Below are 22,829 nucleotides of genomic sequence, written 5' to 3'. Positions count from 1 at the left end.
TCCGCTGCTACTTGCATTAGGGATAAGCCTTTTTGTTTTATACTTAGTTCCAAACTTCGTCTAAAGTATCTCTAAATAATTGATCTAATTCATATGTAGGGTCATCTAATTCTACAGATAAAGTTCTGACGTATTTGTCTAAACGGTCAATTTCTATGTTTAAAAATTCATTAATAACATTGATGCGTGGTTCTAAATCTAGCTCATCACCACTAATTTTACGCTTTAACAGCTTACTAACCTCTTCTTTTAATTCTCCTTCTGGTAACAGTTTCTCTAAGAGAATAGGGAATTCTAGTGGAGGAAATTCATTATATTGTTCAACCCACTTAGCAGCTAACACGGGTCTTAAAACGTAAAAATATTTTTTGATTTTTACTTCGTCACCTTGTAAATACTCTCTAAAGTTATTTCTAGCCATATTTAAATAGTGGTATATACAAGAAGTAGGAGTAAAGATGTTAGAATGTAGTTTTTTCATTTTATCAAATGTTGAATACGCCTTGTAATATACAATGTTTGATTGCATCCATTCTAGTAAAGGTGGGTTTGATTTTCTAAAAAGTTTTAATGTCTTGGTTAAGTCCCAGCCGCTAACATCTAATAGGTCATTAATAGGTAGCTCTATTACATCTCGCTTTTTACCTACACCGATTGGGTCAATGCTTAAGTATTTATTTTTCTTATGAATATAAATAAATCTAACATCATAATCGCTATCTTTAGATGGAAAGTCCCACGCTCTACTTCCAGATTCACAAGCGTATAATACCTTTACGTCGTAATCTTCTTCAATTTTCTTTAAAGCTGCAACAATTGTTTCTCTCATAACCCAACCTCATTTTCTTTTAATGCTTTCTATATACAAAAGCTATTACTATTTCTCCTATTATATTTCATAATGTATGGAAAATGGTAAATAAATAAAAAAAGCTTCCTTTAAGCCTAAGCCTCTAAAAATCTACGAAAATATAGAGAGTGAAAACTATATCACTCAAAAAGCACTATATCCAATCCCTTTCTGCGGTAACAGGTTAGAAGTGTATATAGTTCTGCACGGTGATGGTATAAATGAGACTGAATTTCAAGCAGCCACTCAAAACGTGTATACGTGCATCCCCAATAGGACGTTTGCAGTGAAAAAAGCTTTCGTTCGTCAAAAGAAGAGTAGGCCGCTTTTAGCTGGTTAAAACCATCTATTAAAGCTGTTTTGAGTTCAAGCTTTGTATAAGCTGGATGCTGCAGATAAAAGTCGTTCATTTTATCTGCAGAGTAGCCTGAGGAAATAGAATAGTCTGCACTACAAATGAGACATAAATGCTGCAGCAGCTCTTGAATAGACCGCTTGTGAGGGAGGGGACGATAAGCAAGCTCTTCTTCTGTAACCTCATCAATGATCGCGGTGAGAGACTGGACGTTGACGTGTATTTGATTAAACACCATCTCACAGTACGAATTCATGTATTCACATCCTTTTTATTCAACTAAATACCGCATTTTTTGATCGAGCCAGTACTCTGATTTTTCATTGTTATCGAGCTTGATATAGCAATCGACAATTTCATCATAAATGAATTCCTTTTCTTCTACTAAATCAATAAATTTAATAAGTAAAAATACGGCTTTTGAAACTTTTCCATTTTCACAAAGCCATTCTTTCATCCATATTAATAGATCAAGAAGAATAATCTCTATTTTCACTCGGATATCAAGGAACCAATCGTCATAAATCGTTGTTAAATAATGAGGAACTAATTGATGCAGTCGTTGTTCAGCTTCCTTGAATTTCAGCGCCGGGTCAGACTGTTCGGTTATCCACTGAAGGTCAGTTAGTAAATCTAATCCATCGCTTGACACATCTGCATTTAAAGAAATGAGCTGCCTGTTAACAAGTAAAACCGGCTCTGAATTTTCTGCGTTCAATAATTTTTTTAAATGAGACAAGTAGACGCGTAAATTTTTTTTGGCGTTGCTTAAAGGCATTTCGGGCCACAGCGCTTCGCATAGCTGTTCTCTGCTGATAGAATGGTGAAAAATAAGATATAGTAAAATTTCTTGAGCAAAGCGCTTATTCCAGCCTTCTGTAATAGGCTGACCATTTACATAGACGGAAAAAGAGTATAAGAAATCTACTTTAAGAGAGGGTGTATGGGCATGAAAATCTTTTTGTATGTCTATAGCCGTATCACTTTCCCAGTTTTTAAGTATTTTCATAGAATCATTCTTTAAAGAAGGCAGCTGGCCTGTATTACTTTTAATAAAATCTATGACAATTTCTCTGAATAAAGCTGTTTTTTCTTTTACTAGAAATAGAGAATGTGCGTTAGGTATGGTCATATGACTGTAGTTTTTTAAAAACATCGTTTTTGAAATCAGATACTGAGATGAAAACAGCAAATCATGTTGGCCAGATACAGTGAGTACAGGAAGTGAAATGCTGCTTAGCTCTTGAAATAGACTGGCTGTAATAGAAAGTTTAACAAAGCGGAAATATACATTGGGATCCATTTGTTTAAGTCTTTCAATAACCTCTTGCATGTTTGTATATTCCAGACTTTCCAGTTTGCCTAATTCAAGGATTTTATTTACCGGTATTTGATTTTTGCTTTCTTCGTTGTAACATCTCTTAATCTTTTGAATGGTGCTATCTGAATAAAAAGGAAGAGACAGTAGTATCAGTCCTTCAACAAGAAATTCATAGCGGGCGGTAAATTTAACAGCGATTTGTCCTCCAAATCCCACGCCAACTAAGTAACATTTCTTTATATGCAACGTATGTAATAAGTGGAAAAGATCTTCAATATGAGTCTCAAACGATATTTCCCCTGTAGCGGAGGCGCTGTTTCCTGTCTCTCTCAAATCGTACTGAATAACACAATAATGTTGGGTTAATTCTGCAGTAATAGAATCAAAAAGCGTATGATCAGTGATAACAGAATGAATCATCACAATGGTGTCTGTCTGGTCAGTGAATACAGGCGAATGAACTTCATAGTAAATTTTTTCTGTCGCCGTATGCAGAAAAGGCATAAAAACAATCCTCCTAGTGTCTAACTGTAGCGTTTGTGTAACGGTAAAATCATTATGATAGGAATAGACAAAAAATTCAAAAAAATTGGTGCTTTTAGTAATAAAAAATGTCTAATGTTCTGGTAATATCCATTATACTGTAAAAAAACAGGGAAAAATAGGTATTTTTATTTAATCACATTTTTAGAAAGCGTTATCAAATTTACGATGAAGGGGACTGGAATGATGAGCGCGAATGATAAAAGTACTATTGATTTAGAGTGGGTTCATTTAATGCTAAAAGCCCAAGATCAAGGAATCAGCATACAAGACGTTAAGGAATTTATCTCTAATCCAAACCAATTTAATAAAAAAGAATATAATAAATGAGAAACTTTTGTGAAAGAATAAAAAAGCTGGTATAAGAAAGGTAATTCAATACAGCTCCCTTTTTTGGTATTTGAGCGTAGGTAATGAATGATTATTTTTTTCTGAAAAGTACAATGAGTGAAAAAATCTACTATATAATTACAATAGCTTTAACGGATTGATTGTGCAAAACAGGTAAGTAATATCTTATTTCGAATGCATCATAAGGTTATTTCAATCCGTTTAAGCAGTTTTTCATAGCTCGACGATAATTTAATTTGTTATAGGATTTAGCATGGAACTGTGGTACAATTATCCTTATAAGCATTTATTAAGGGTGATAAATATGACAATTGGTCAACGTATCCGAGAACTTCGAAAGAAACAAGGAATATCATTAACTGAGCTTGCTAACCGTGCTGGAGTAGCTAAGTCTTACATCTCCTCTGTGGAAAGAGATATTCAATTAAACCCCTCTATTCAATTTTTAAATAAGATTTCAACTTCTTTACATGTTAGTGTAGATAAGTTAATTCATGATTCTTCCGAGAGTGATAGCTCAATCTCAATAGACAGTGAATGGTTAGATTTAGCAAAAGAAGCGGCTGAATCTGGTATCAGCAAAGAGCAGTTCAAACAGTTTCTTGAATTCCAAAAGTGGCAGCGTTCAAATCAGTAAGTCTAAGAGCATTTGATTTAAAGGGCAGTAGAAACTGATTAATTGCAACTGCCCCTAAAGGTTCTGCTATGATCAGTAAAGAAAGTTATTATTAAGTAAATTTAAATTAATTCCTTCGTTTAGCTCAACGAGGTAAGAGGCAACTTCTTTTAATTTCATCTCTTTTCCTTCCTTCTTATTCTAACCGTATTGTTACAAATTTCTCTTTTTATTTTGATAACAGTAAACACCTCCTAAAGTATAGCTTCTACAAATGAATACACTCTTTTAATAATTCTCACCTCAAAAAAAAGAATCTAATTCCTGTGTGAATTAAATCCCTCGTCTCTTCCTTTTTCCTTTTAGCTAGGTTTATTATAAGCAATAAACCTTCTTACTTCTTCAATAGAGATACCCATTTTATAAGCGGTATGCATAAGCTCAACCCATTCTTTATCTAGCGTCTCTTTCTTTTTATTTACTTCCACAACGTTAGTACGATTCAGCATTATTCTACCTCCAGCTTTTCTCTATCAGGTAACCCGGCTATCCTAGTCTTTTATATTTTATTCTATGACTTTAGACCCGCAGCTTTGCGTCCTGACCTTTCGAACAGTTTGCTCTTTTCTGAATCATTTGTATTACGAACATTTTACTACAAGAAAATACCTGAATGTGTCATAATTTGTCGGTTTTATAATAAGTAGAATAAAAGGATATACATACATGGAAAAAGTTAGTTTGTTATAATTTTTCACAATTGAATACGCTTCATATTTTTAAAAAGAATCAACAATTTTGTCTGTATAGGCAAGTGTACAATCGGTTTTTTTTTTTAGGCATAGCATGTACAAAGGAGTACTTAAAATGAATTTTATATACTTGTTTAAGTACTCCATAATTAATTGAAGTAACTTTTAAAAGTTCCAATGATGTTTTTAGCAATATCTTTATGAATGAAAGAATTAGTGTGTATTTAGTAATTTAGGTAAGAGAAAGTAAAAAATAATTAATTATTTACAAAAGTTATCAAGTGGAGGGTAGTTTTGATGTCATTAAAAATTGTAATTAGACGAGGATTAAAAGTTCATCTTTCGACATTAGCCGAAGGTGAGTTTGGCTTGTGTAACGATACAAGTGAATTATATATTGGTACGCCTAACGGTAATAAACTTTTAAAAAATGTAGAAGGTATAGAAAGTATTGATCAGCTAATAACAAATATTAGAGTTTATATACTTCAAGAAATAAATGAATTAGCGGAGAAATTTAGATTATATGAAGAAAAAACAGAAAATTTATATATTTCAGATTTTGAAATAATGATTATAGATAGCACAACTGAAGAGAAAATTATGGTCGACAGTAAATTAGTGCAATCATATAAAAAAGGCCTTCAAGAGGATATTTCAGAGGTTAGTGCTCACTCTCTTGTCTATAACGACACATCGAGTAATGCTTTTAAAACTCAAGAGGTACTAGCAGGGTGTGTAACATTGGCCGATTTTCCTTTGCAGTCTGTTAAACGACTAATGCCTTATGATGTAACTAATTTGATAGTCGCAGATACGAATCGTACTAATTTGACACTTTCGTGGACTGCAAGTCAATCAGCAGACGTCAAAAATTATAACATCTATGTAGGAACATCTTTAATTGGAACCACAACAGCTACAACTTTCATGGCAACAAATCTAACTCCTTCAACAAATTATAGTATTACTGTAAAGTCTCAAAATGGTGGGGAGATTGAAGGGTATGGAACTACAATTAATACTAGAACATTGGGAAACCTTTCATACACAAAATTAGCTAATACTGACTATGTAGAAGTCCCTTCTATAAGCTTTACATCTATAGAACTGACTGTAAAATTTTTAACTTTAAAAAATGCTTGGACAAATGTAATTGTTGAAAGTTTAAAATCGAATCCCACTTACAATTTGTACTCTCAGTTTAATGGAACACAATATGCGCGGTTAGGTTTTGGTGATATGTATGTAGATGGTGTTTTAAAACCAGACAGAAATTATGCAACTATACCAGAGAACACAAAAGTAGTCATTCGATTAGACACATTAGGAGAAACACTTATAACAGACAAATGGAATATATTTGCTTCTAGATCGGGGACATCTGTGATAAGAGGCAATATTTACAGAGTTAAGTTTTACAAAACAGATGATCAAGGTAAACGGGTTCTTGTGTCAGATTACGATTTTTCTTCTCAAGTAACTGGTAGTAAACTTAATGATCTTATGGATAATAACGAACCCATGACATTACATGGAGGGGCATTTAGTGCTAACCAATAAAAGGAGGTGCTGTGGATGGATGGTAAAATTAAGAAGCTGATAGACAGTGAAGGGGTAGATGCTTTTCCTGTTACAATAGCTGATGCAGTTTTTGTGGATGAATCTACCAGTCTCGCGGAAAAACTAAAAGCAATTAGTGCAGGTTCATCATCAACCTATGTGATAGATATTAAAAGGTTTGGAATCACGAAAGGTATTCCTTCAAAACCATATAAAAATACAGACTATGAAAAAGCATATGCAAACGTATTAGGAATAAATCGAGCGATTAAATATGCAAGTATTAATGGGTTTACTGCTGTAGTTCTTCCTAAAGAGAGTTATGCTATTTGCTATCCTCAAACCATTTTTATGGCAAGTAATATGACCTTAAACCTCAACGGTTCGACTTTGAAAGTGATTTACGATTCTGATAATAAATCACCGTACGATACAAGAACAGGAACAGATTACTATAATTTTGCTGGAGTATCTTTTACGTTTAGTAGAGTAAATCATGCACATATTATAAATGGTAAAATTATAGGCGATGTATATGATAGGAGCTTCGTTAACCCAAATGAGAAGGCGGTTGAAGGTAGTTATGGAGTGTCGTTTACTGACGGTTCCAGCTACTGTTCTGTTAGTCATTGCGATATTAGCGGATACATGGGAGACAATATAAATCTTACTTCACAAGGTATAATCAGAAGCGTTCCTACAGGAGCAGTATTGGGAGATATAGATAGTAAAGGAATTATTATACCAGCAACTACTACAGTTGTGACAAACCTTATTACAATACCTTCCTCACCAGATGGTCTTACATTTAAAGTTTTTTCTATTGCTGGGCAAGGGTATTCTAGACAAACAAGTCTGAATAAAAAGGAATTTGATGTTTTCTACTACGGAGCAGACGATACCTATATAGGTGTTTTAAGAAATATGAGAGTTCAGTTTCCGGTGTCTATACCTCCTAATGCTGCAAAGTATAAGTTGAAATTTTATAATGAAACAGACCCTGCTAAAAATTTTAATATTTTCGTCGATTACGGCGGAGTGCCTAGTCATAACGTTATTGAATATAATGAAATTTACAATGGGCACCGAGGCGGTATAACAATGGGAGGCAGTTATTGTGTTGTAAGAAGTAATCGCATAAGAAACAATGGTAAATTCAGTAATGTTTTTTTAGATGGCGCTCCTGCATTTAATGATACGACTAGATACGCTATAAACCAAGAAGATTCTTACGGAGATAACAGTATTATTAAAAATAATTTAATAACAGGTGGCTATCATGGCATTCTTACACGAGGCTACTCAGTATTTGTAGAGGGAAATGTTATTACCAATATGGATGGTTATGGAGTTGTTGTATACGATCAGCAATATACTAGCCTTACTGAAAACTACATTCGCAGAGCTGGAATTCTTCTGTTTGGAGCTTCTGGTCATCAAAATGCTGCTGTAAATATAACTGGAAACTATATACAAGGTTCGTTTGATGTAAGTAATCCTACTTATGATGTAATTTGTGAGGGCAACTATTTTGTAGATACTATTGGGAGTTTAGGGGGTGCTAAATATGAAAATAATATTGTTAGATTAGTAAATGTCACAGGTGCCGTAATTCCTACTGGAACTAGAATTAAGAATAATCTTTTTTTTGCTAATCCTAAAGATGTTGTTAAGCCAGACATTGTAATTAACACTATTGGACCATTCAAAAATAATGAATTTTATGGACTTACAATAAAGTTTAATAGAACTGATACAATGGCGCTCAATTTAAATGAGTGTACATTTACTAACTGTGATATTACTAATCAATATAACTATAACTCTATTATTCTACAAAATTGCGATTTAAAAGACACAGTATTGAAACCTATTAACATAAATGGGTCTAGTAATAATAATTTCTATACTTTAACTAATTGTAATATTGAATCGACACAATTAATCAACTTTTTTTATCTGTTATCAAATGTAACTAGCGGTGGTTCTGTTATGACTCTAGAAAACTGTAATTTATTAATAAATAATAGTGATTTTAAAGCCATATTTGATAACAAATATCCTACTAACTCTATTTCTGCAATAGTAAAAAATAATTATATAGAGTATAAAGGCGTAACAACTCTTATTGCTTCTTATTATGATAGCAGCGCAGAGGTAAATAGTTCTATCATTGCTAATAATACACTCAAGAATATTTCATTTTCACCTCTAATAGGCGATAAATATATTAATTATGATTCTGAAGTTTCTAATATTATAGAGCCTAATAGCGGATATTTTAATGTAGGTAACATGATTATAAATGCTGCGCCTGCTCCTGGAAAGAATATAGGGTGGATATGCGTAAAGGCTGGTATAGCAACTGATATAATGTGGAGTCCGTCAATGTCATATACTATTGGAGCTAAAATTTATTCAGGAACTAAAATATATGAGGCACAAAATACGGGGGTTTCAGCAAGTACTTTTCCTGAATTTCCTTTCAATCTTAATACTACAATCATTGATACAAAGGGTATACCCACATGGTCTGCTAAGACAGTTAAAGTAGGGGATAAGGTAATGCCTAACACACCTAACGGCTTCTATTACGAGAGTGTAACTGCTGGGACTACGGGTGATAAGGAGCCTATATGGGTAGCAACTGCTAATGCAATTTCTGATGGAACAGTCGTTTGGAAAGCGTTGAAGATTATTACATGGAAGAATATTGGGGATAAGGCTGTCTTTAATTTATACGGTATAATTAATTAAGATTAACCAACCAGATTTATTCAATACGGATGTTAGATGAAGTTAAGGGGTCAAGTATTTAATTCTATTATGTTCTTATAGATAAAACTCACAAATATTTGTATATCTTTAGGTTCCTTGTTCCCTTGACTCTCTTTAATGCATACATAATAAATAACCGTACATTTTAGCAACTAAAAGGATATTAAGATGTTCTTTATAAAAAACAAATAAGCAGTATGAATTTTCTTTTTTTGTGGATAAAACAAATTTAATAGAGTGTTATATATTCTTGGAAGAAAAGCAGATTAGTATTGACTTGTTCTTTATAAAGAATTAAAATGAAATAGAACTTTAACTTACTTATCAAAATGTATTAGTACATATACAACTAAGAAGTGTAAAGTTTAATAATGTTTTTGTTCGTTATAAAGAATATTTGATATTGAGAACACTAAAAAATAATTCAAGTAAAGGTGGTTCTAATGAGCACAATGGAACAAAGGAATTTTCTCCACCAACAAAAGAGTAAAGACATTAATTTAAAAGAATACTATGAAGTCATCAAAAAACGTATTTGGCTTATCATTATCATCACTATCTTTACTACACTGGCTGGCTTTTTTTACAGTCATCAAAATAATACTACAGTATATTATCAAGCTTCCACCAGAGTGATTGTAGATGTAGATACACAAAAAATGAGTACGCTTCTAGTAATGGTTAAAGATCCTATAGTGATGGGAAAAGTAACAAAACAGTTAAATTTGAATCAGCCTGTAGAAGCCACAGCAGGTCAAGTGCAGGCGGCGAGCCTTGATGGATCACAAATCATTAGTCTTTCCGCAACAAGTACGGATCCAATAACTGCTGTTAAAATTGCCAATACAACAGCTGAAGTATTCAAAGAAGAAGTAGGGAATATTCTAAATATTAAAGGAGTCCAATTATTATCTCCAGCAAAGAATTCTTCTCCTATTGATGGAAATCAAAACCGCACCATCATGCTTGCTTTGATTGCAGGGATTGTAATAGGACTTGGGCTTACTTTTTTACTAGATTCTTTAGATGGAAGAGTAAAAAAAGACAGTGAAGTGGAACAATTATTAGGTGTACCGGTAATAGGAACGATTTCAAACATGAACAAACAAAAATTTAAATCATCTGCTAAAACAGGAACAGACGTAGAATTAAGGAGTGAGACCGTTGGCAGCAAATAAAAATTCTCAAGTAAAAATGTTGAAAACACCAATCCTTTTTACCCACTTTCATCCTAATTCCATTATTTCTGATCAATTTCGTGCGATTAAAGCAAACCTTCACTTTTTAACAAAGGAAAAAACGTGCAAGCTTATTCTTATTACTTCTCCTGAAAAGGGAGAAGGGAAATCAACTACGGCAGCTAACCTAGCTGTTTCCATGGCTCAGAAAGAAGGAAAAATTATATTAATTGATGCAAATTTAAGAAATCCAGCAATTCAAGATATTTTTAACGTTCCAAATAATAGAGGGTTAATAGATATACTAAAAACTGAAGAATCTTTTGAAGAAGTTGTACATCAAACGAGGATAGAGAATTTAGACGTCTTAACGAGTGGTTCTTCTTTGTCTCATTTTGTAGAATTATTAGGTACTAACACGATGCAAAATTTACTGACTAAATTGTCTGCTTGTTATGATACTATACTAATCGATTCTTCCTCTCTATTAACATCTCCTGAAACACGAGTATTATCAACATACTGTGACGGAGTAATATTAATTTTGAAGAGAGAGAAAACAAAGGTAGAGAAGATAGAGGAAACAAAAAGAGTGTTGGATATTGCAGAAGCTAAATTAGTAGGTGTGGTTATGCATGAAAAATAAAGATATAATTTTTTTGGACAATAGTTCTCAATTAAGAACATAATTGTTCTTTAAAAAGTTATTTGATGAAATAGTTTGGCGATGCCTACTTGCCATTATCAACGCAGGCACTCGATCATGCTGTGGGTTGAAAGAAACCTTAGACGCAAGTCGTCGAAAGTATGGTGTGAGGATGGGTTAGATGCCTATTTTAGTGTTAATAAAGCTTTTATGTATACGGTTTTACAAAAACCGTATACATAAAAGCTTTATTATTTTTATAGTGAAGGAGATGTAAGGTGAAATGGGGAGTTTTGATAATCATCCAAAATCTATTAAAAAAGCTGTTAGGTATATTAAACAAGATGCATCTAAAGAGCAGCTGATGGAAATTAGAAAGTTGTTGAATAATACGATTCGAAAAAGGATAACGGCTCTTGAATTAGACAACCAAAAAATCATCAGCTAAAGAAAGGAGAACGTGTATGACTTATCGCCAAAGGTTGTCTTTATTTATTGTAGTTGATTCTTGTATTGTGATGTTAGCTATTTTTATGAGCCGCTTTCTTGTAGATGCAAGTATTTACGTAATTACTTTTCCTGTTGTTGTAAGTTCACTTACGTTTTTGTTGAGTCATCATTTTTTCTCGATTAGGTTTAAACTTTATAAAAAATCTTGGGAATATGCAAGTATTGGAGAACTAGTCATCATTTTTAAAGTTGTCTCTTATTCTATTCTCTGTGCTGCCATCATTCAGCAACTGGTTTTTAAAGAAACATTTTTTAGACTGTTAGCCGTGACATGGCTGCTTCATATGTTATTAATGGGGGGATCACGATTTGTATGGAGAATGTATCGGGATTCTATTATAAACAAATCAAGCAATAAACAAAGGACGTTAATCATTGGCGCTGGATCTGCAGGTACTATGGTAGCCAGGCAGCTTTTGAAGAAAAATGGAAGCAATCTTCTTCCTATTGGTTTTATCGATGACAACATAAAAAAGCATCACCTTGATATCTTAGGTCTTCCTGTCCTAGGTGGAGCAGAGAAAATAGAAGAAACTGTTGAAAAATTTGCCATTGAAAATATTATTATTTCCATTCCTTCCCTTAGTAAAAAGGAATTAAATATCATCTTCCAGGAATGTGCTAAGACAAAAGCGAGAACTCAAACACTGCCTATGCTTGAGCATCTTGTTACAGGGGAAATTTCAGTAAATCAGTTTCGAGATGTGCAAGTAGAGGATCTTTTAGGAAGAGACCCTGTTGAAATGGATGTTGAAAGTATCTCTGGTTATGTTACGAATAAAGTAGTTTTGGTGACGGGTGCCGGCGGATCAATTGGCTCTGAAATTTCTAGACAAATCTCAAAGTTTAGTCCCAAAAAGCTTATTCTACTTGGTCACGGTGAAAACAGTATTTATTCAATTGAAATGGAACTAAAAAATATATTTAAAGAGACAAGTATTGAATTTACAACAGAGATTGCTGATCTACAAGATGCTAAGAGAATGATGTCGGTAATGAATATACATAGTCCAGACGTTGTATATCACGCTGCAGCTCATAAGCACGTGCCGCTAATGGAGCGTAATCCAGAAGCAGCTGTTAAAAATAACGTAATTGGAACGATGAATGTGGCAAAGGCAGCGAGCTGGCACGGCGTAGGAACTTTTGTCATGATTTCTAGTGATAAAGCAGTGAATCCGACAAGTGTGATGGGGGCAACGAAAAGACTGGCAGAAATGATTATTCAAGGAATGGATGCACATAGCGCTACAAAATTTGTTGCAGTCCGATTTGGGAATGTATTGGGAAGTCGAGGAAGTGTCATTCCGTTATTTAAAAAACAAATTGAAAAAGGAGGACCGGTAACCGTAACTCACCCGGATATGGTTCGCTACTTTATGACAATTCCAGAAGCATCAAGACTTGTTATTCAAGCTGGAGCGTTAGCTGGCGGAGGAGAAATTTTTGTTTTAGATATGGGAGAACCCGTAAAAATAGTAGATCTTGCTAAAAACTTAATAAAGCTATCTGGAAATTCCATCGATGAAATTGGCTTAGAATTTACAGGTATGAGGCCAGGTGAAAAGCTTTTTGAAGAATTGTTGAAAGAAGATGAAATTCATGAACAGCAAGTATATCCAAAAATCTATGTGGGCAAAACGGCAAAACTATATGTAGAAGAAATTAATGAGATCATTGCAACATATGAAACGATGGATAAAGAATCTTTAAGGGAAACGTTATTAAATTTGGCAAATAATAATCTAACTTCGGCTTCTAAACAGATTGTTTCTGTTTCAAGCTGAAGAGGTTGAAACATTATGCAGATAGGTGATATGAGTGACTAAAAAAGTATTGTTTTGTGCAACTGTAGATTTTCATTTTAAAGCGTTTCATCTGCCTTATATGGAATGGTTTAAGGAACAAGGATGGGAGGTTCACGTAGCAGCAAGCGGAAATATGGAGCTTCCTTATGTTGATAAAAAATATAACCTTTCCATTCAAAGATCACCCTTGCACCGAGACAACTTGAAAGCTTACAAAGAATTAAAAACGGTGATTAATCATAATAAATACAACCTTATTCATTGTCATACTCCAATGGGGGGAGCGCTAGCGCGTTTAGCGGCACGACAAGCAAGAAAAAAAGGAGCGGCCGTTATTTACACTGCTCACGGTTTTCACTTTTGCAAAGGGGCATCTTTTGTGAATTGGCTTCTTTATTATCCGATAGAGAAAATACTCGCTCGTTATACAGACTGCTTAATTACAATCAATCAAGAAGATTACCAATTGGCAACGAAGCGTTTTAAAACGAAACATATTGAACATGTTCACGGAGTGGGAATCAACACAGACAATTTTAAGCCTGCAAACGAAAAAGAAAAAATTCAGCTTAAAAAGTCATTTGGGTATCAGCCAAATGACTTTTTACTATTTTACGCAGCGGAGTTTAATAAAAATAAAAACCAGCAGCTTCTTATTCAGTCGCTAGCACTTATAAAAGATAAAATTCCGCAGGCAAAACTTCTTTTAGCAGGTAAAGGACCGTTGCTTGAAAAATGCCGAGAGCTAGCAGCAGACTTAGAAATTTCTCATATGGTTGACTTTTTAGGTTATCGAAACGATCTTCATCAAATTGTTCCAATGTGTGACGTGGCAGTGGCATCAAGCTTTCGTGAAGGACTACCTGTGAATATTATGGAAGCTATGGCTTGTGAACTACCGATAGTAGCTCTCGATAATAGAGGTCATAGAGAGCTTATTCAGAACAATAAAAATGGTTGGATTATTGACGATAGTGATCACACTACTGTATTTGCAGATAAAATAGAGATGCTTGCTAGAATTAAAACCTTAAAGTGCAAACTTGGCAAAAATGGAAGGGATATTATTTTGAAGAAATATAGTATTAATAAAGTGCTAATAGAAAAAAAGAAGATATATAGATCTTATATGCAAGAAACGGAGGATATTAAGTGGAAGGTCCATTAAGGGTATTACATGTTGTAGTCAATATGAATCGAGGCGGCGCTGAAACACTAATTATGAATCTATATCGGAATATGGATCGCTCTAAAGTTCAATTTGACTTTTTGACATGTAAAGAAGGAGTTTTTGACTCAGAAATAATGGAAATGGGAGGGCAAATTCATAGAATCCCTTATATAACAGAAGTAGGCCACGTTGCTTACTTGAAACAGCTGAATCAATTTTTTGAAGAAAATGCCGGCTATACGATTGTTCATTCTCACATGGATAAAATGAGTGGGTTAGTTCTTCGTGCAGCAGAAAAAGCAAACATTTCAGTAAGGATTGCCCATAGTCATAATACTCAAAGTGAAGGAGGATTGGCATCGAAAGTTTATAAATGGTATGTAGGTACCAATATTAAAAGCTCTGCTACTCACCTGTTTGCTTGTTCAAAAGCTGCTGCCCAGTGGTTATTTAAAGAGCAATCTAATGAAACATTCATTCTTAAAAATGGAATTGAATGTAATAAATTTAAATTTTCATCAAATGTTCGAAACCAAATTCGTGAAGAATTGAAACTTGATAAAAATTCATTGATTATTGGCCACGTAGGAAGATTCAACCATCAAAAAAATCATTTGTTTTTACTAGAGGTATTTTCTCAACTAACGAAAACTATTCCAGATGCTAAGCTTTTGCTAGCAGGTGGCGGTATATTACAGTCTAATATTGAAGAAAAAATAAAGGAGTTGCATTTGGAAGAAAAAGTAAAGATTTTAGGGGTAAGAGAAGACATTCATTTACTGCTTCAAGCTTTTGATGCATTTGTTTTCCCATCTTTCCATGAAGGGCTTCCGGTAACTTTGATAGAGGCTCAAGGAGCAGGGCTGCCTTGCATTATTTCTGACGTAATAACAAAAGAAGTAGATATGGGGGTTGGGCTAGTTCAATATCTGCCTTTAAATGATAAAAATGAGTGGGTTAAAACTATGTTAAAGGTAACGAGTAGCAGTTCATCCAGGAAAGTATCAGAGGAACGTTTAAGTCAGAAAGGATACAACATACGTAAAACAGCGGAATTTATTCAAAAATCGTATATGGAGATGGGAGGAACGGTTAGTTGAAAACATTAACAGTTTTTACTCCAACCTATAATCGAGCATACTGCATTCATCAATGTTACGAGAGCTTAAAAAGACAAACTTGCAACGATTTTATATGGCTAATCATTGATGACGGCTCAACAGATAATACAAAAGAGATTGTTGATGGCTGGATTAATGAAAATATCATTAAAATAAAATACCATTGGCAAAATAACCAAGGAATGCATGGTGCACATAACACGGCTTATGAACTTATTGATACAGAGCTAAACGTTTGCATTGATTCTGATGACTATATGCCAGATGATGCAGTGGGAAAAATTATAAATATGTGGAAGAAGTATGGAAGTAATGAAATTGGTGGAATCATCGGTCTTGATGCTAACCATAACAATGACATTATTGGTACACGATTGCCAGAACATATTACATGTTCCACATTGTTCGATTTATATAACAAGTACAGTGTAACAGGGGATAAAAAGCTGGTTTATCGAACGTCATTAACAAAAAAGTATCCATATCCGTTATTTGAAAATGAAAGGTATGTTGGGTTAGCTTATAAATATCATATGATTGATAAACAATACAAAATGTTACTAATGAACGAAATAATATGTTGTGTAGAATACCTAGAAGACGGATCGTCGCGAAACATGTTAAAACAGTATCGTAAAAATCCAAGAGGTTTTGCTTTTTATCGTAAAGAAATGATGAAACTTCCCTTCGCCAGTCGTTCGTTTAAGTTCAGACAAGCAATCCACTATGTATCAAGTAGTTTGATAGGTAAAAACAGGAGTTTTTTACAAGATACACCTAGTAAAGGTTTAACCTTATTGGCAATGCCTCTAGGAATAGCTTTATATTTTTACATTATAACAAAAACAAGGATTGTTTAAAGTTAAAATACTATGATGATCCCTGTTTTTGATTTGAAAGGATTTATCGTATGACTTTTCTTTGGATTAATCTTTTTTTAGCATTTATTTTTGCATTTTTTGCTAGATATTTTGCAACTACTTCCATTAGCCATGATTTTACGATTTTAATAAGGCCTAATAAAATTTTGATGTTTGGGGCAGCATCTACGTTGATAGCTGTTGCAGGTCTTAGATCCAATATAGGTGATACATTTAACTATATAAACATCTATACTTCCAATGATTTTACGTGGGAGTATATTCTAAACAACAAAGATATTGGCTTTGGAATTCTTCAAAGGCAATTAAAAAAAGTATCAGAAGATCCTCAGATACTGATATTTACTACTGCTTTGATTACAAACATATTTATTATTTTGGTTTTGTATAAGTATTCAAGGATGTTTGAGTTGAGTCTGTATGTATATATAACTGGTGGATTGTTTTTAGTTACAATGAACGGGATTAGACAAACTTTAGCCGCAGCAATTATATTTACAGCAACAAAATTTTTGATAGAAGGAAGTTGGAAAAGGTATTTCTTAGTTGTTATTTTTGCATCTTTTTTTCATCAAAGTGCCCTTATATTAATTCCAATTTACTTTATTGTTAGAAGTAAAGCCTGGTCCAAGGCTACGGTTGTTCTCATAGCTTTAGCCATTATAATTGTTTTAGGGTTTAATCAATTTTCAACACTTTTGTTTTCGGCTATTCAAGATACGCAGTACAGTGATTATCAAAATGTTAACGAAGGTGGAGCTAATATTCTGAGAGTAGCAGTGAACGCTGGGCCTTTACTCATTGCTTTTTTAGGACGAGATAAATTAAGAAGAATATTTCCTAACAGCGATCCTATTATCAATATGGCTTTAATTGGCTGCGTGTTTATGTTAATTTCTACTCAAAATTGGATTTTCGCAAGGTTTTGGATTTATTTTAATTTATATCAATTAATTGTGATTTCATGGATTGTAAAGCTATTTCGAGAAAAAGATGAAAAACTTATCTACTATGCCATCTTGGTTCTTTACTTTATCTATTACTATTACGAAAATGTAATTAGCTTAGGAATATTTTATAAAAGTGATTATTTGAATTTAATTCCCTAAAAATTGGAGGAATGAATGAATGGCGGTTCTTGTTACAGGAGGAGCAGGTTATATTGGAAGTCATACGTGCGTAGAGCTGTTAAATGCAGGTCATGAAGTCGTGGTTGTAGATAACTTTTTCAACAGCAAACTTGAATCATTAAAACGTGTATCTGACATAACGGGAAAAACATTTAAAACGTATAACGTGGATTTACTCAATCAAAAAGGGCTTGAAAGAGTATTTTCTGAAAATAAGATTGAATCAGTTATTCACTTTGCAGGGCTTAAAGCTGTAGGTGAATCTGTATCTTTTCCTCTTTGGTACTATCATAATAACCTTACGGGTACGTTTGTACTGTGTGAACTGATGAAAAAATACGGAGTGAAAAAACTAGTATTTAGTTCTTCAGCAACCGTTTATGGATCAACGGATCAAGTTCCTATATCCGAAGACGTTCCATTAGGAGCTGTAAATCCATACGGAAAAACGAAGCAGATAATAGAAGAGATATTAGGAGATTTATATATTTCCGATGAGGCATGGAGTATTACTCTTTTACGATATTTTAATCCCATTGGGGCTCATGAAAGCGGGTTGATTGGAGAAGATCCAAATGGTATTCCAAACAACTTAATGCCATATATTTCGCAAGTAGCAGTTGGTAAATTACAGAGCCTTAATATATTTGGGAGTGATTATTCAACAAAAGATGGAACAGGAGTTAGAGACTACATTCATGTTGTTGACCTAGCCAAAGGGCACTTAAAAGCTTTAGAGAAAGTACAGTCATCAAAAGGTGTGAATGTTTACAACCTTGGGACAGGAAAAGGCTATAGTGTATTAGAAATGGTTAAAGCATTTGAAGCGGCTTCTGGGAAAAAAGTTTCTTATACCTTTACGGATCGACGATCAGGAGATGCAGCCATTTGTTTTGCAGATGTTTCAAAAGCAAAAAATGAGCTTGGCTGGGTTGCCGCTAAAGGAATTAATGAAATGTGCCAAGATACCTGGAGGTGGCAGAAAAATAATCCAGATGGATATGTTGAAGATCATGACAAATTAATCGAACATAATTTTCCGGTGCTTGCTTCTGCAGCGGGTTTTTTAGTGTCTAATTAATGAGAAATCTCGATGAATATATCTAATATCCTTACTGAAAAAAAGCTGCAGGAAATTCTAATCCGTTTTTATGAAAAAGGCAATCAATCTCATGATATTAAACCAACCGATATTGTAAATGAGATTAAACAAACGATTTTAACTGTTAATTCTTCTGATTAGCTAAATAAGCAAAGTAAGAAATAAAAAGAAATAGAGGGTATGCATGATGAAACGAATAATGGATTTAGTCATTTCATTGACTCTATTAATATTATTGTCTCCTGTTATTTTGTCCACTGCCATATTGGTTAGAGTAAAGATGGGTGCGCCTGTTTTGTTTAAACAGCAGCGTCCTGGGAAAGATAGTAACCCATTTTACCTTTATAAATTTCGTACAATGGCTAATTTAAAAGACAAGCAAGGAAACCTGCTATCTGATCAAGCCCGTTTAACAACAGCCGGACAGTTTCTGAGAAAGTATAGCTTAGACGAACTTCCACAGCTTATTAATGTAGTAAAAGGAGATATGAGTTTAGTCGGACCAAGACCATTATTGATGGAGTATTTGCCTCTTTATACAGAAGAACAAATGCTTAGACATAATGTAAAACCAGGAATTACCGGGTGGGCTCAAGTAAACGGCAGAAATGCAATTACATGGGAAGAAAAATTCCACATGGATACTTGGTATGTAAGGAACCAAACCATATTTCTTGATTTTAAAGTCTTAATTCTAACGGTTCTTAAAGTTGCGAAAAAAGAAGGTGTTACTCAGCAAGGGCATGTAACGATAGAAAAATTCAAAGGAACGAAAGACGTGATATAACTTGAAAGTTATCGTAATAGGTAATGGCGGACATAGTAAGGTCATTCAAGAAATGATCTCTTCTTTACGAAATTACGAAATTATCGTTATTTTAGATGATAAATATAAAGAAAAAAAAGAAAGAAATGGAATTACGTATGCGCCTTTTTCGTCTCTAAATAAGCTACTTGATACAGATGTAAAAGTTGTGATTGCAATCGGCAGCAATACAGTAAGAAAAAAGCTAGTGGAAACATTAAATTTACGAACAGACCAGTATTTATCGGTTATCCATCCAACGGCAGTTGTAAGTTCAACAGCTATGATTGGAAATGGAACTGTTGTAATGCCGAATGCGGTGATTAATGCAGATGCGGAAATTGGAGAGCATTCCATTATTAACACCGGAGCCATTGTTGAACATGAAAATAAACTTGCAAATTATGTCCACATCTCGCCTAACGCTACCTTAACAGGAAATGTTTCGCTAGGTGAAGGTGTACATATAGGAGCATCCGCTACTGTTATTCCAGGAATAGAAATTGGTGAGTGGTCGGTGATTGGAGCCGGTTCAACTGTCATCCATCATATTTCTTCTAGTTGCAAAGCCGTAGGATCTCCAGCCAAAGTTATTTATAGCGATTAAACAAAATAAGTAGAAAAGGTGATGACTTTTAATGACTAACTCCAAAATATATCTTTCTCCTCCTCATATGAGCGGAGATGAGAAAAGATATATAGATGAAGCATTCGAAACTAATTGGATTGCGCCGCTAGGGCCAAATGTAGATGCTTTTGAGAAAGAACTTGCTTCTTATGTAGGGGTCAGTGAAGCGGTTGCAGTAAGTTCAGGAACTGCAGCGATTCATTTGGCTCTTTCTTTATTGGAAGTGACAAAAGGAGATATCGTATTTTGTTCGACTCTTACTTTTGTAGCAAGTGCAAATCCCATTATTTATCAAGGAGCGGAGCCTGTATTCATTGATTCAGAGCCAGAGACATGGAATATGTCACCAGAGGCATTAAAAAAAGCGTTACAGGATGCTTTTATACAAGGAAAGCTTCCCAAAGCAGTGATTGTCGTAAATTTATATGGTCAAAGCGCAAAAATGGATCAAATTCTTTCACTGTGTAATCAATATAACGTTCCTGTCATTGAAGACGCGGCTGAATCACTAGGGTCTACTTATAAAGGAAAAGCAAGCGGTAGTTTTGGTAAGTTCGGCGTATACTCTTTTAACGGAAATAAAATTATTACGACATCTGGCGGAGGAATGCTTGTTTCTAATGATATAGACGAGTTACAAAAAGCGCGCTTTTTAGCAACGCAAGCACGTGACTCTGCTCCTCACTATCAGCATAGTCAGCTTGGGTATAATTATCGGATGAGTAATATTCTCGCAGGAGTCGGAAGGGCACAGTTACAAGTGTTAGAGAAAAGAGTAGAAACACGAAGAAAAATTTTCGAGCGTTATTATCAAGAATTATCTAGTTTATCAGGTATTGCATTCATGCCCGAGCTATCAAATACGAAAACAAATCGTTGGCTTACTGTTTTAACTGTTAATGAAAAAGAAGCAGGAACATCTGCAGCAGAGCTGGTACAAGCGTTCACGGAACAAAATATTGAAGCGCGCCCGGTATGGAAGCCCCTCCATACGCAGCCTCTTTTTAAAGGAGCACGTTACTATCACCATGATGCAAATAAAGACGTAGCCCAACAGCTATTTAAAACCGGAATCTGTCTTCCATCAGGTTCAAGTATGACGGAAGATGAACAAAACAAAGTCATTGAATGCCTAAAAAAAGGATTAAAAGTCTTAAATAAAGAAAGAATCGTCCAATATTAGAAAATATGAGGTAAGGATGAATGATTGGAGACAAAATCCATAAAATCCGCAAAAAAAAGGGACTTACATTATCTGAACTGGCTGAAAGAGCTAATATGTCCAAGTCGTATTTAAGTAATATCGAGCGTAATTTAAATGATAATCCTTCTATCCAAGTAGTTGAAAGAATTGCGGCCGTGTTAAATGTAGATTTACATACACTTATCGAAATTAAGCATGAACCCTCACATTTTTTAGAAAGTGAATGGATTCATTTCGTAAACGAATTAAAAAAACTGGGGATTAGAAAAGAACAGCTTCCAGAGTATAAAGCTATTATTGAATTTATAAAATGGCAGAATGAGAAGGTGGAAAATAGAAATGATTAGTAAATAAACCTTAACCGGTTAATTATAAACCAAAAGGAAGAGATCAATGAGTAATTCCAAACCAATAAGAGTTCTTCAAGTTGTAGGAGCAATGAATAGAGCAGGGACAGAAACTATGCTAATGAATATCTATAGAAATATTGATCAAAAGAAAGTCCAGTTTGATTTTATTTCGTATAGCCAACAAGATGCCCACTATGACGAAGAGATAAAAGCTTTAGGTGGTAGAATAATAAAACTATCGAAAACTCAATCCATAAAAGAAATATATAAAGCAATAAAAAAACATGGCCCTTACGATGTTGTTCATGCTCATACTTTGTTTCATTGTGGAATTGCCACTGTGGCTGCTTTTTTAGCTGGTGTTAAAGTAAGAATCTCTCATGCTCACACAACTTTAGACAATAGTGATCATTTTATAAAAAAAATTTATATTCAGTTAATGAAATCTATGATTAATACGTTCTCAACGAATTTGTTAGCTTGTAGTGCCGGAGCAGGAAGCTATTTATTTGGAGAAAGAAGCTTGACTAAGAAAAGTTATTCCTATTTTCCGAACGTAATTGATTACTCGCATTTCTTAAAATATTCTCAACCAGAAGTTAATAGATTTAAAAATAAAGAGGACCTAAAAAATAAAGTGGTCATTGGACACATTGGAAGATTTATGGAAGCGAAGAACCATATATTTTTATTGCAAATTATGAAAAGAATCCTTAAAAAGAATCCTGACACTGAAATGCTATTAGTTGGAGATGGGGTTTTAAAACAACAAATTGAAGAACAGGCTAAAAAAGAAGGAATACATAACAGCATTAAATTTATGGGAATAAGAAAGGACATACCAACTATGTTTCATAGTATGGATGTCTTTGTTTTTCCCTCTTTATATGAAGGCCTAGGACTAGTGCTGTTAGAAGCTCAGGCAAGTGGATTACCATGTGTGGTATCAGAAGCTATTCAGCCAGAAGCTGATTTGAATATAGGGTTAGTGTCAAAACTTTCACTAGCGGATGGGCCTGATGTGTGGGCTGACAAAATAATAGGACAAGTAAATAAAAAGGAAAAAGATACAGATGTAATTATTAATGCTTTCGAAAAAAATAGATATTCGTTAAACTACGGGATTTCCCACCTAATAAATATTTACAAATCATAATAAATAATGG

At 34.0% G+C, this 22,829-nt stretch carries 23 protein-coding genes and 1 riboswitch; of the genes, 19 read left to right on the top strand and 4 right to left on the bottom strand.

Annotated features, from left to right (window positions below):
• Positions 1-43: 43 nt before the first annotated feature.
• From SCI76_RS03380 to SCI76_RS03370, 3 genes are all read right to left on the bottom strand, one after another.
• A complete protein-coding gene (locus SCI76_RS03380) occupies positions 44-829 on the bottom strand; it encodes a nucleotidyltransferase domain-containing protein (RefSeq protein ID WP_028413480.1) in 786 nt (261 codons plus the stop codon).
• Between the two features lie 161 nt (positions 830-990).
• Positions 991-1,461, bottom strand: a complete 471-nt coding sequence (locus tag SCI76_RS03375; RefSeq protein ID WP_168760701.1) for a DinB family protein — start codon at positions 1,459-1,461, stop codon at positions 991-993.
• A gap of 15 nt (positions 1,462-1,476) precedes the next feature.
• Positions 1,477-3,030 (bottom strand): alpha/beta fold hydrolase, encoded by a 1,554-nt coding sequence (locus tag SCI76_RS03370; RefSeq protein WP_328174847.1) that lies wholly within the window; start codon positions 3,028-3,030, stop codon positions 1,477-1,479.
• 222 nt (positions 3,031-3,252) lie between these two features.
• On the opposite strand from SCI76_RS03370, the gene SCI76_RS03365 reads away from it, so the two are divergent.
• Together SCI76_RS03365 and SCI76_RS03360 are read left to right on the top strand one after the other, a co-directional pair.
• Positions 3,253-3,399, top strand: coding sequence for an anti-repressor SinI family protein (locus tag SCI76_RS03365; protein WP_228307706.1), 147 nt, complete (start codon positions 3,253-3,255; stop codon positions 3,397-3,399).
• A 325-nt stretch (positions 3,400-3,724) separates the two neighbouring features.
• The gene (locus SCI76_RS03360) at positions 3,725-4,057 is read left to right on the top strand and encodes a helix-turn-helix domain-containing protein (RefSeq protein WP_098626821.1); all 333 of its coding nucleotides are present in this window, start codon (positions 3,725-3,727) and stop codon (positions 4,055-4,057) included.
• A 341-nt stretch (positions 4,058-4,398) separates the two neighbouring features.
• Here SCI76_RS03360 and SCI76_RS03355 read toward each other — a convergent pair whose 3' ends face one another.
• Positions 4,399-4,545, bottom strand: a complete 147-nt coding sequence (locus SCI76_RS03355; RefSeq protein WP_328174848.1) for an anti-repressor SinI family protein — start codon at positions 4,543-4,545, stop codon at positions 4,399-4,401.
• Positions 4,546-4,569: 24 nt separating this feature from the next.
• Positions 4,570-4,668, bottom strand: a riboswitch (cyclic di-GMP riboswitch).
• A 417-nt stretch (positions 4,669-5,085) separates the two neighbouring features.
• Between SCI76_RS03355 and SCI76_RS03350 the strand changes: the two genes are divergently transcribed.
• From SCI76_RS03350 to SCI76_RS03270, 17 genes are all read left to right on the top strand, one after another.
• Positions 5,086-6,351 carry a fibronectin type III domain-containing protein gene (locus tag SCI76_RS03350; protein ID WP_328174849.1) on the top strand — a complete coding sequence of 422 codons (1,266 nt, stop codon included), beginning with the start codon at positions 5,086-5,088 and terminating at the stop codon, positions 6,349-6,351.
• A 15-nt stretch (positions 6,352-6,366) separates the two neighbouring features.
• Positions 6,367-9,108, top strand: coding sequence for a right-handed parallel beta-helix repeat-containing protein (locus SCI76_RS03345; protein ID WP_328174850.1), 2,742 nt, complete (start codon positions 6,367-6,369; stop codon positions 9,106-9,108).
• 464 nt (positions 9,109-9,572) lie between these two features.
• Positions 9,573-10,307: a YveK family protein gene (locus SCI76_RS03340; protein WP_098626824.1), complete on the top strand. Its 735-nt coding sequence runs from the start codon at positions 9,573-9,575 to the stop codon at positions 10,305-10,307.
• Positions 10,294-10,953 carry a CpsD/CapB family tyrosine-protein kinase gene (locus SCI76_RS03335; protein WP_255287233.1) on the top strand — a complete coding sequence of 220 codons (660 nt, stop codon included), beginning with the start codon at positions 10,294-10,296 and terminating at the stop codon, positions 10,951-10,953. Before SCI76_RS03340 ends, SCI76_RS03335 begins: the two co-directional genes overlap by 14 nt.
• A 283-nt stretch (positions 10,954-11,236) precedes the next feature.
• Positions 11,237-11,401 (top strand): hypothetical protein, encoded by a 165-nt coding sequence (locus SCI76_RS03330; RefSeq protein ID WP_176544763.1) that lies wholly within the window; start codon positions 11,237-11,239, stop codon positions 11,399-11,401.
• Positions 11,402-11,417: 16 nt separating this feature from the next.
• Positions 11,418-13,250: a nucleoside-diphosphate sugar epimerase/dehydratase gene (locus tag SCI76_RS03325; RefSeq protein WP_328174851.1), complete on the top strand. Its 1,833-nt coding sequence runs from the start codon at positions 11,418-11,420 to the stop codon at positions 13,248-13,250.
• A gap of 34 nt (positions 13,251-13,284) precedes the next feature.
• Positions 13,285-14,439: a glycosyltransferase family 4 protein gene (locus SCI76_RS03320; RefSeq protein WP_328174852.1), complete on the top strand. Its 1,155-nt coding sequence runs from the start codon at positions 13,285-13,287 to the stop codon at positions 14,437-14,439.
• Between the two features lie 23 nt (positions 14,440-14,462).
• On the top strand, positions 14,463-15,542 hold the full coding sequence (locus tag SCI76_RS03315) for a glycosyltransferase family 1 protein (protein WP_394555220.1): 1,080 nt from the start codon (positions 14,463-14,465) through the stop codon (positions 15,540-15,542).
• On the top strand, positions 15,539-16,423 hold the full coding sequence (locus SCI76_RS03310; RefSeq protein WP_328174853.1) for a glycosyltransferase family 2 protein: 885 nt from the start codon (positions 15,539-15,541) through the stop codon (positions 16,421-16,423). The genes SCI76_RS03315 and SCI76_RS03310 overlap by 4 nt, the downstream gene beginning before the upstream one ends.
• A gap of 50 nt (positions 16,424-16,473) precedes the next feature.
• Positions 16,474-17,553, top strand: a complete 1,080-nt coding sequence (locus SCI76_RS03305) for an EpsG family protein (RefSeq protein WP_328174854.1) — start codon at positions 16,474-16,476, stop codon at positions 17,551-17,553.
• A 19-nt stretch (positions 17,554-17,572) separates the two neighbouring features.
• A complete protein-coding gene (gene galE, locus SCI76_RS03300) occupies positions 17,573-18,655 on the top strand; it encodes a UDP-glucose 4-epimerase GalE (RefSeq protein ID WP_407545051.1) in 1,083 nt (360 codons plus the stop codon).
• Positions 18,656-18,667: 12 nt separating this feature from the next.
• Positions 18,668-18,817, top strand: a complete 150-nt coding sequence (locus SCI76_RS03295; protein WP_168760706.1) for a hypothetical protein — start codon at positions 18,668-18,670, stop codon at positions 18,815-18,817.
• Between the two features lie 46 nt (positions 18,818-18,863).
• Positions 18,864-19,463, top strand: a complete 600-nt coding sequence (locus SCI76_RS03290; RefSeq protein ID WP_115655154.1) for a sugar transferase — start codon at positions 18,864-18,866, stop codon at positions 19,461-19,463.
• 1 nt (position 19,464) lies between these two features.
• Complete coding sequence (locus SCI76_RS03285) at positions 19,465-20,088, top strand: acetyltransferase (RefSeq protein ID WP_115653784.1); 624 nt, start codon at positions 19,465-19,467, stop codon at positions 20,086-20,088.
• A 31-nt stretch (positions 20,089-20,119) separates the two neighbouring features.
• Complete coding sequence (locus SCI76_RS03280) at positions 20,120-21,292, top strand: DegT/DnrJ/EryC1/StrS aminotransferase family protein (RefSeq protein ID WP_168760708.1); 1,173 nt, start codon at positions 20,120-20,122, stop codon at positions 21,290-21,292.
• Between the two features lie 20 nt (positions 21,293-21,312).
• Positions 21,313-21,660, top strand: coding sequence for a helix-turn-helix transcriptional regulator (locus SCI76_RS03275; RefSeq protein ID WP_328174855.1), 348 nt, complete (start codon positions 21,313-21,315; stop codon positions 21,658-21,660).
• A 46-nt stretch (positions 21,661-21,706) separates the two neighbouring features.
• Positions 21,707-22,819: a glycosyltransferase family 1 protein gene (locus SCI76_RS03270; RefSeq protein ID WP_328180124.1), complete on the top strand. Its 1,113-nt coding sequence runs from the start codon at positions 21,707-21,709 to the stop codon at positions 22,817-22,819.
• Positions 22,820-22,829: the final 10 nt, after the last annotated feature.

The organism is Priestia sp. HNGD-A6, assembly GCF_045784335.1.
Taxonomy (GTDB): Bacteria; Bacillota; Bacilli; order Bacillales; family Bacillaceae_H; genus Priestia; species Priestia zanthoxyli.
Note: the sequence above shows the minus strand (reverse complement) of the source record. Positions and strands in the feature narration are given on the sequence as shown.

Coding starts and splice junctions, on each gene's coding strand:
- SCI76_RS03380 (WP_028413480.1), bottom strand. CDS start 829: ATGAGAGAAACAATTGTTGCAGCTTTAAAGAAAATTGAAGAAGATTAC.
- SCI76_RS03315 (WP_394555220.1), top strand. CDS start 14,463: ATGAATCGAGGCGGCGCTGAAACACTAATTATGAATCTATATCGGAAT.
- galE (WP_407545051.1), top strand. CDS start 17,573: ATGGCGGTTCTTGTTACAGGAGGAGCAGGTTATATTGGAAGTCATACG.
- SCI76_RS03330 (WP_176544763.1), top strand. CDS start 11,237: ATGGGGAGTTTTGATAATCATCCAAAATCTATTAAAAAAGCTGTTAGG.
- SCI76_RS03325 (WP_328174851.1), top strand. CDS start 11,418: ATGACTTATCGCCAAAGGTTGTCTTTATTTATTGTAGTTGATTCTTGT.
- SCI76_RS03275 (WP_328174855.1), top strand. CDS start 21,313: ATGATTGGAGACAAAATCCATAAAATCCGCAAAAAAAAGGGACTTACA.
- SCI76_RS03375 (WP_168760701.1), bottom strand. CDS start 1,461: ATGAATTCGTACTGTGAGATGGTGTTTAATCAAATACACGTCAACGTC.
- SCI76_RS03360 (WP_098626821.1), top strand. CDS start 3,725: ATGACAATTGGTCAACGTATCCGAGAACTTCGAAAGAAACAAGGAATA.
- SCI76_RS03340 (WP_098626824.1), top strand. CDS start 9,573: ATGAGCACAATGGAACAAAGGAATTTTCTCCACCAACAAAAGAGTAAA.
- SCI76_RS03270 (WP_328180124.1), top strand. CDS start 21,707: ATGAGTAATTCCAAACCAATAAGAGTTCTTCAAGTTGTAGGAGCAATG.
- SCI76_RS03345 (WP_328174850.1), top strand. CDS start 6,367: ATGGATGGTAAAATTAAGAAGCTGATAGACAGTGAAGGGGTAGATGCT.
- SCI76_RS03370 (WP_328174847.1), bottom strand. CDS start 3,030: ATGCCTTTTCTGCATACGGCGACAGAAAAAATTTACTATGAAGTTCAT.
- SCI76_RS03355 (WP_328174848.1), bottom strand. CDS start 4,545: ATGCTGAATCGTACTAACGTTGTGGAAGTAAATAAAAAGAAAGAGACG.
- SCI76_RS03280 (WP_168760708.1), top strand. CDS start 20,120: ATGACTAACTCCAAAATATATCTTTCTCCTCCTCATATGAGCGGAGAT.
- SCI76_RS03295 (WP_168760706.1), top strand. CDS start 18,668: ATGAATATATCTAATATCCTTACTGAAAAAAAGCTGCAGGAAATTCTA.
- SCI76_RS03365 (WP_228307706.1), top strand. CDS start 3,253: ATGATGAGCGCGAATGATAAAAGTACTATTGATTTAGAGTGGGTTCAT.
- SCI76_RS03305 (WP_328174854.1), top strand. CDS start 16,474: ATGACTTTTCTTTGGATTAATCTTTTTTTAGCATTTATTTTTGCATTT.
- SCI76_RS03290 (WP_115655154.1), top strand. CDS start 18,864: ATGAAACGAATAATGGATTTAGTCATTTCATTGACTCTATTAATATTA.
- SCI76_RS03350 (WP_328174849.1), top strand. CDS start 5,086: ATGTCATTAAAAATTGTAATTAGACGAGGATTAAAAGTTCATCTTTCG.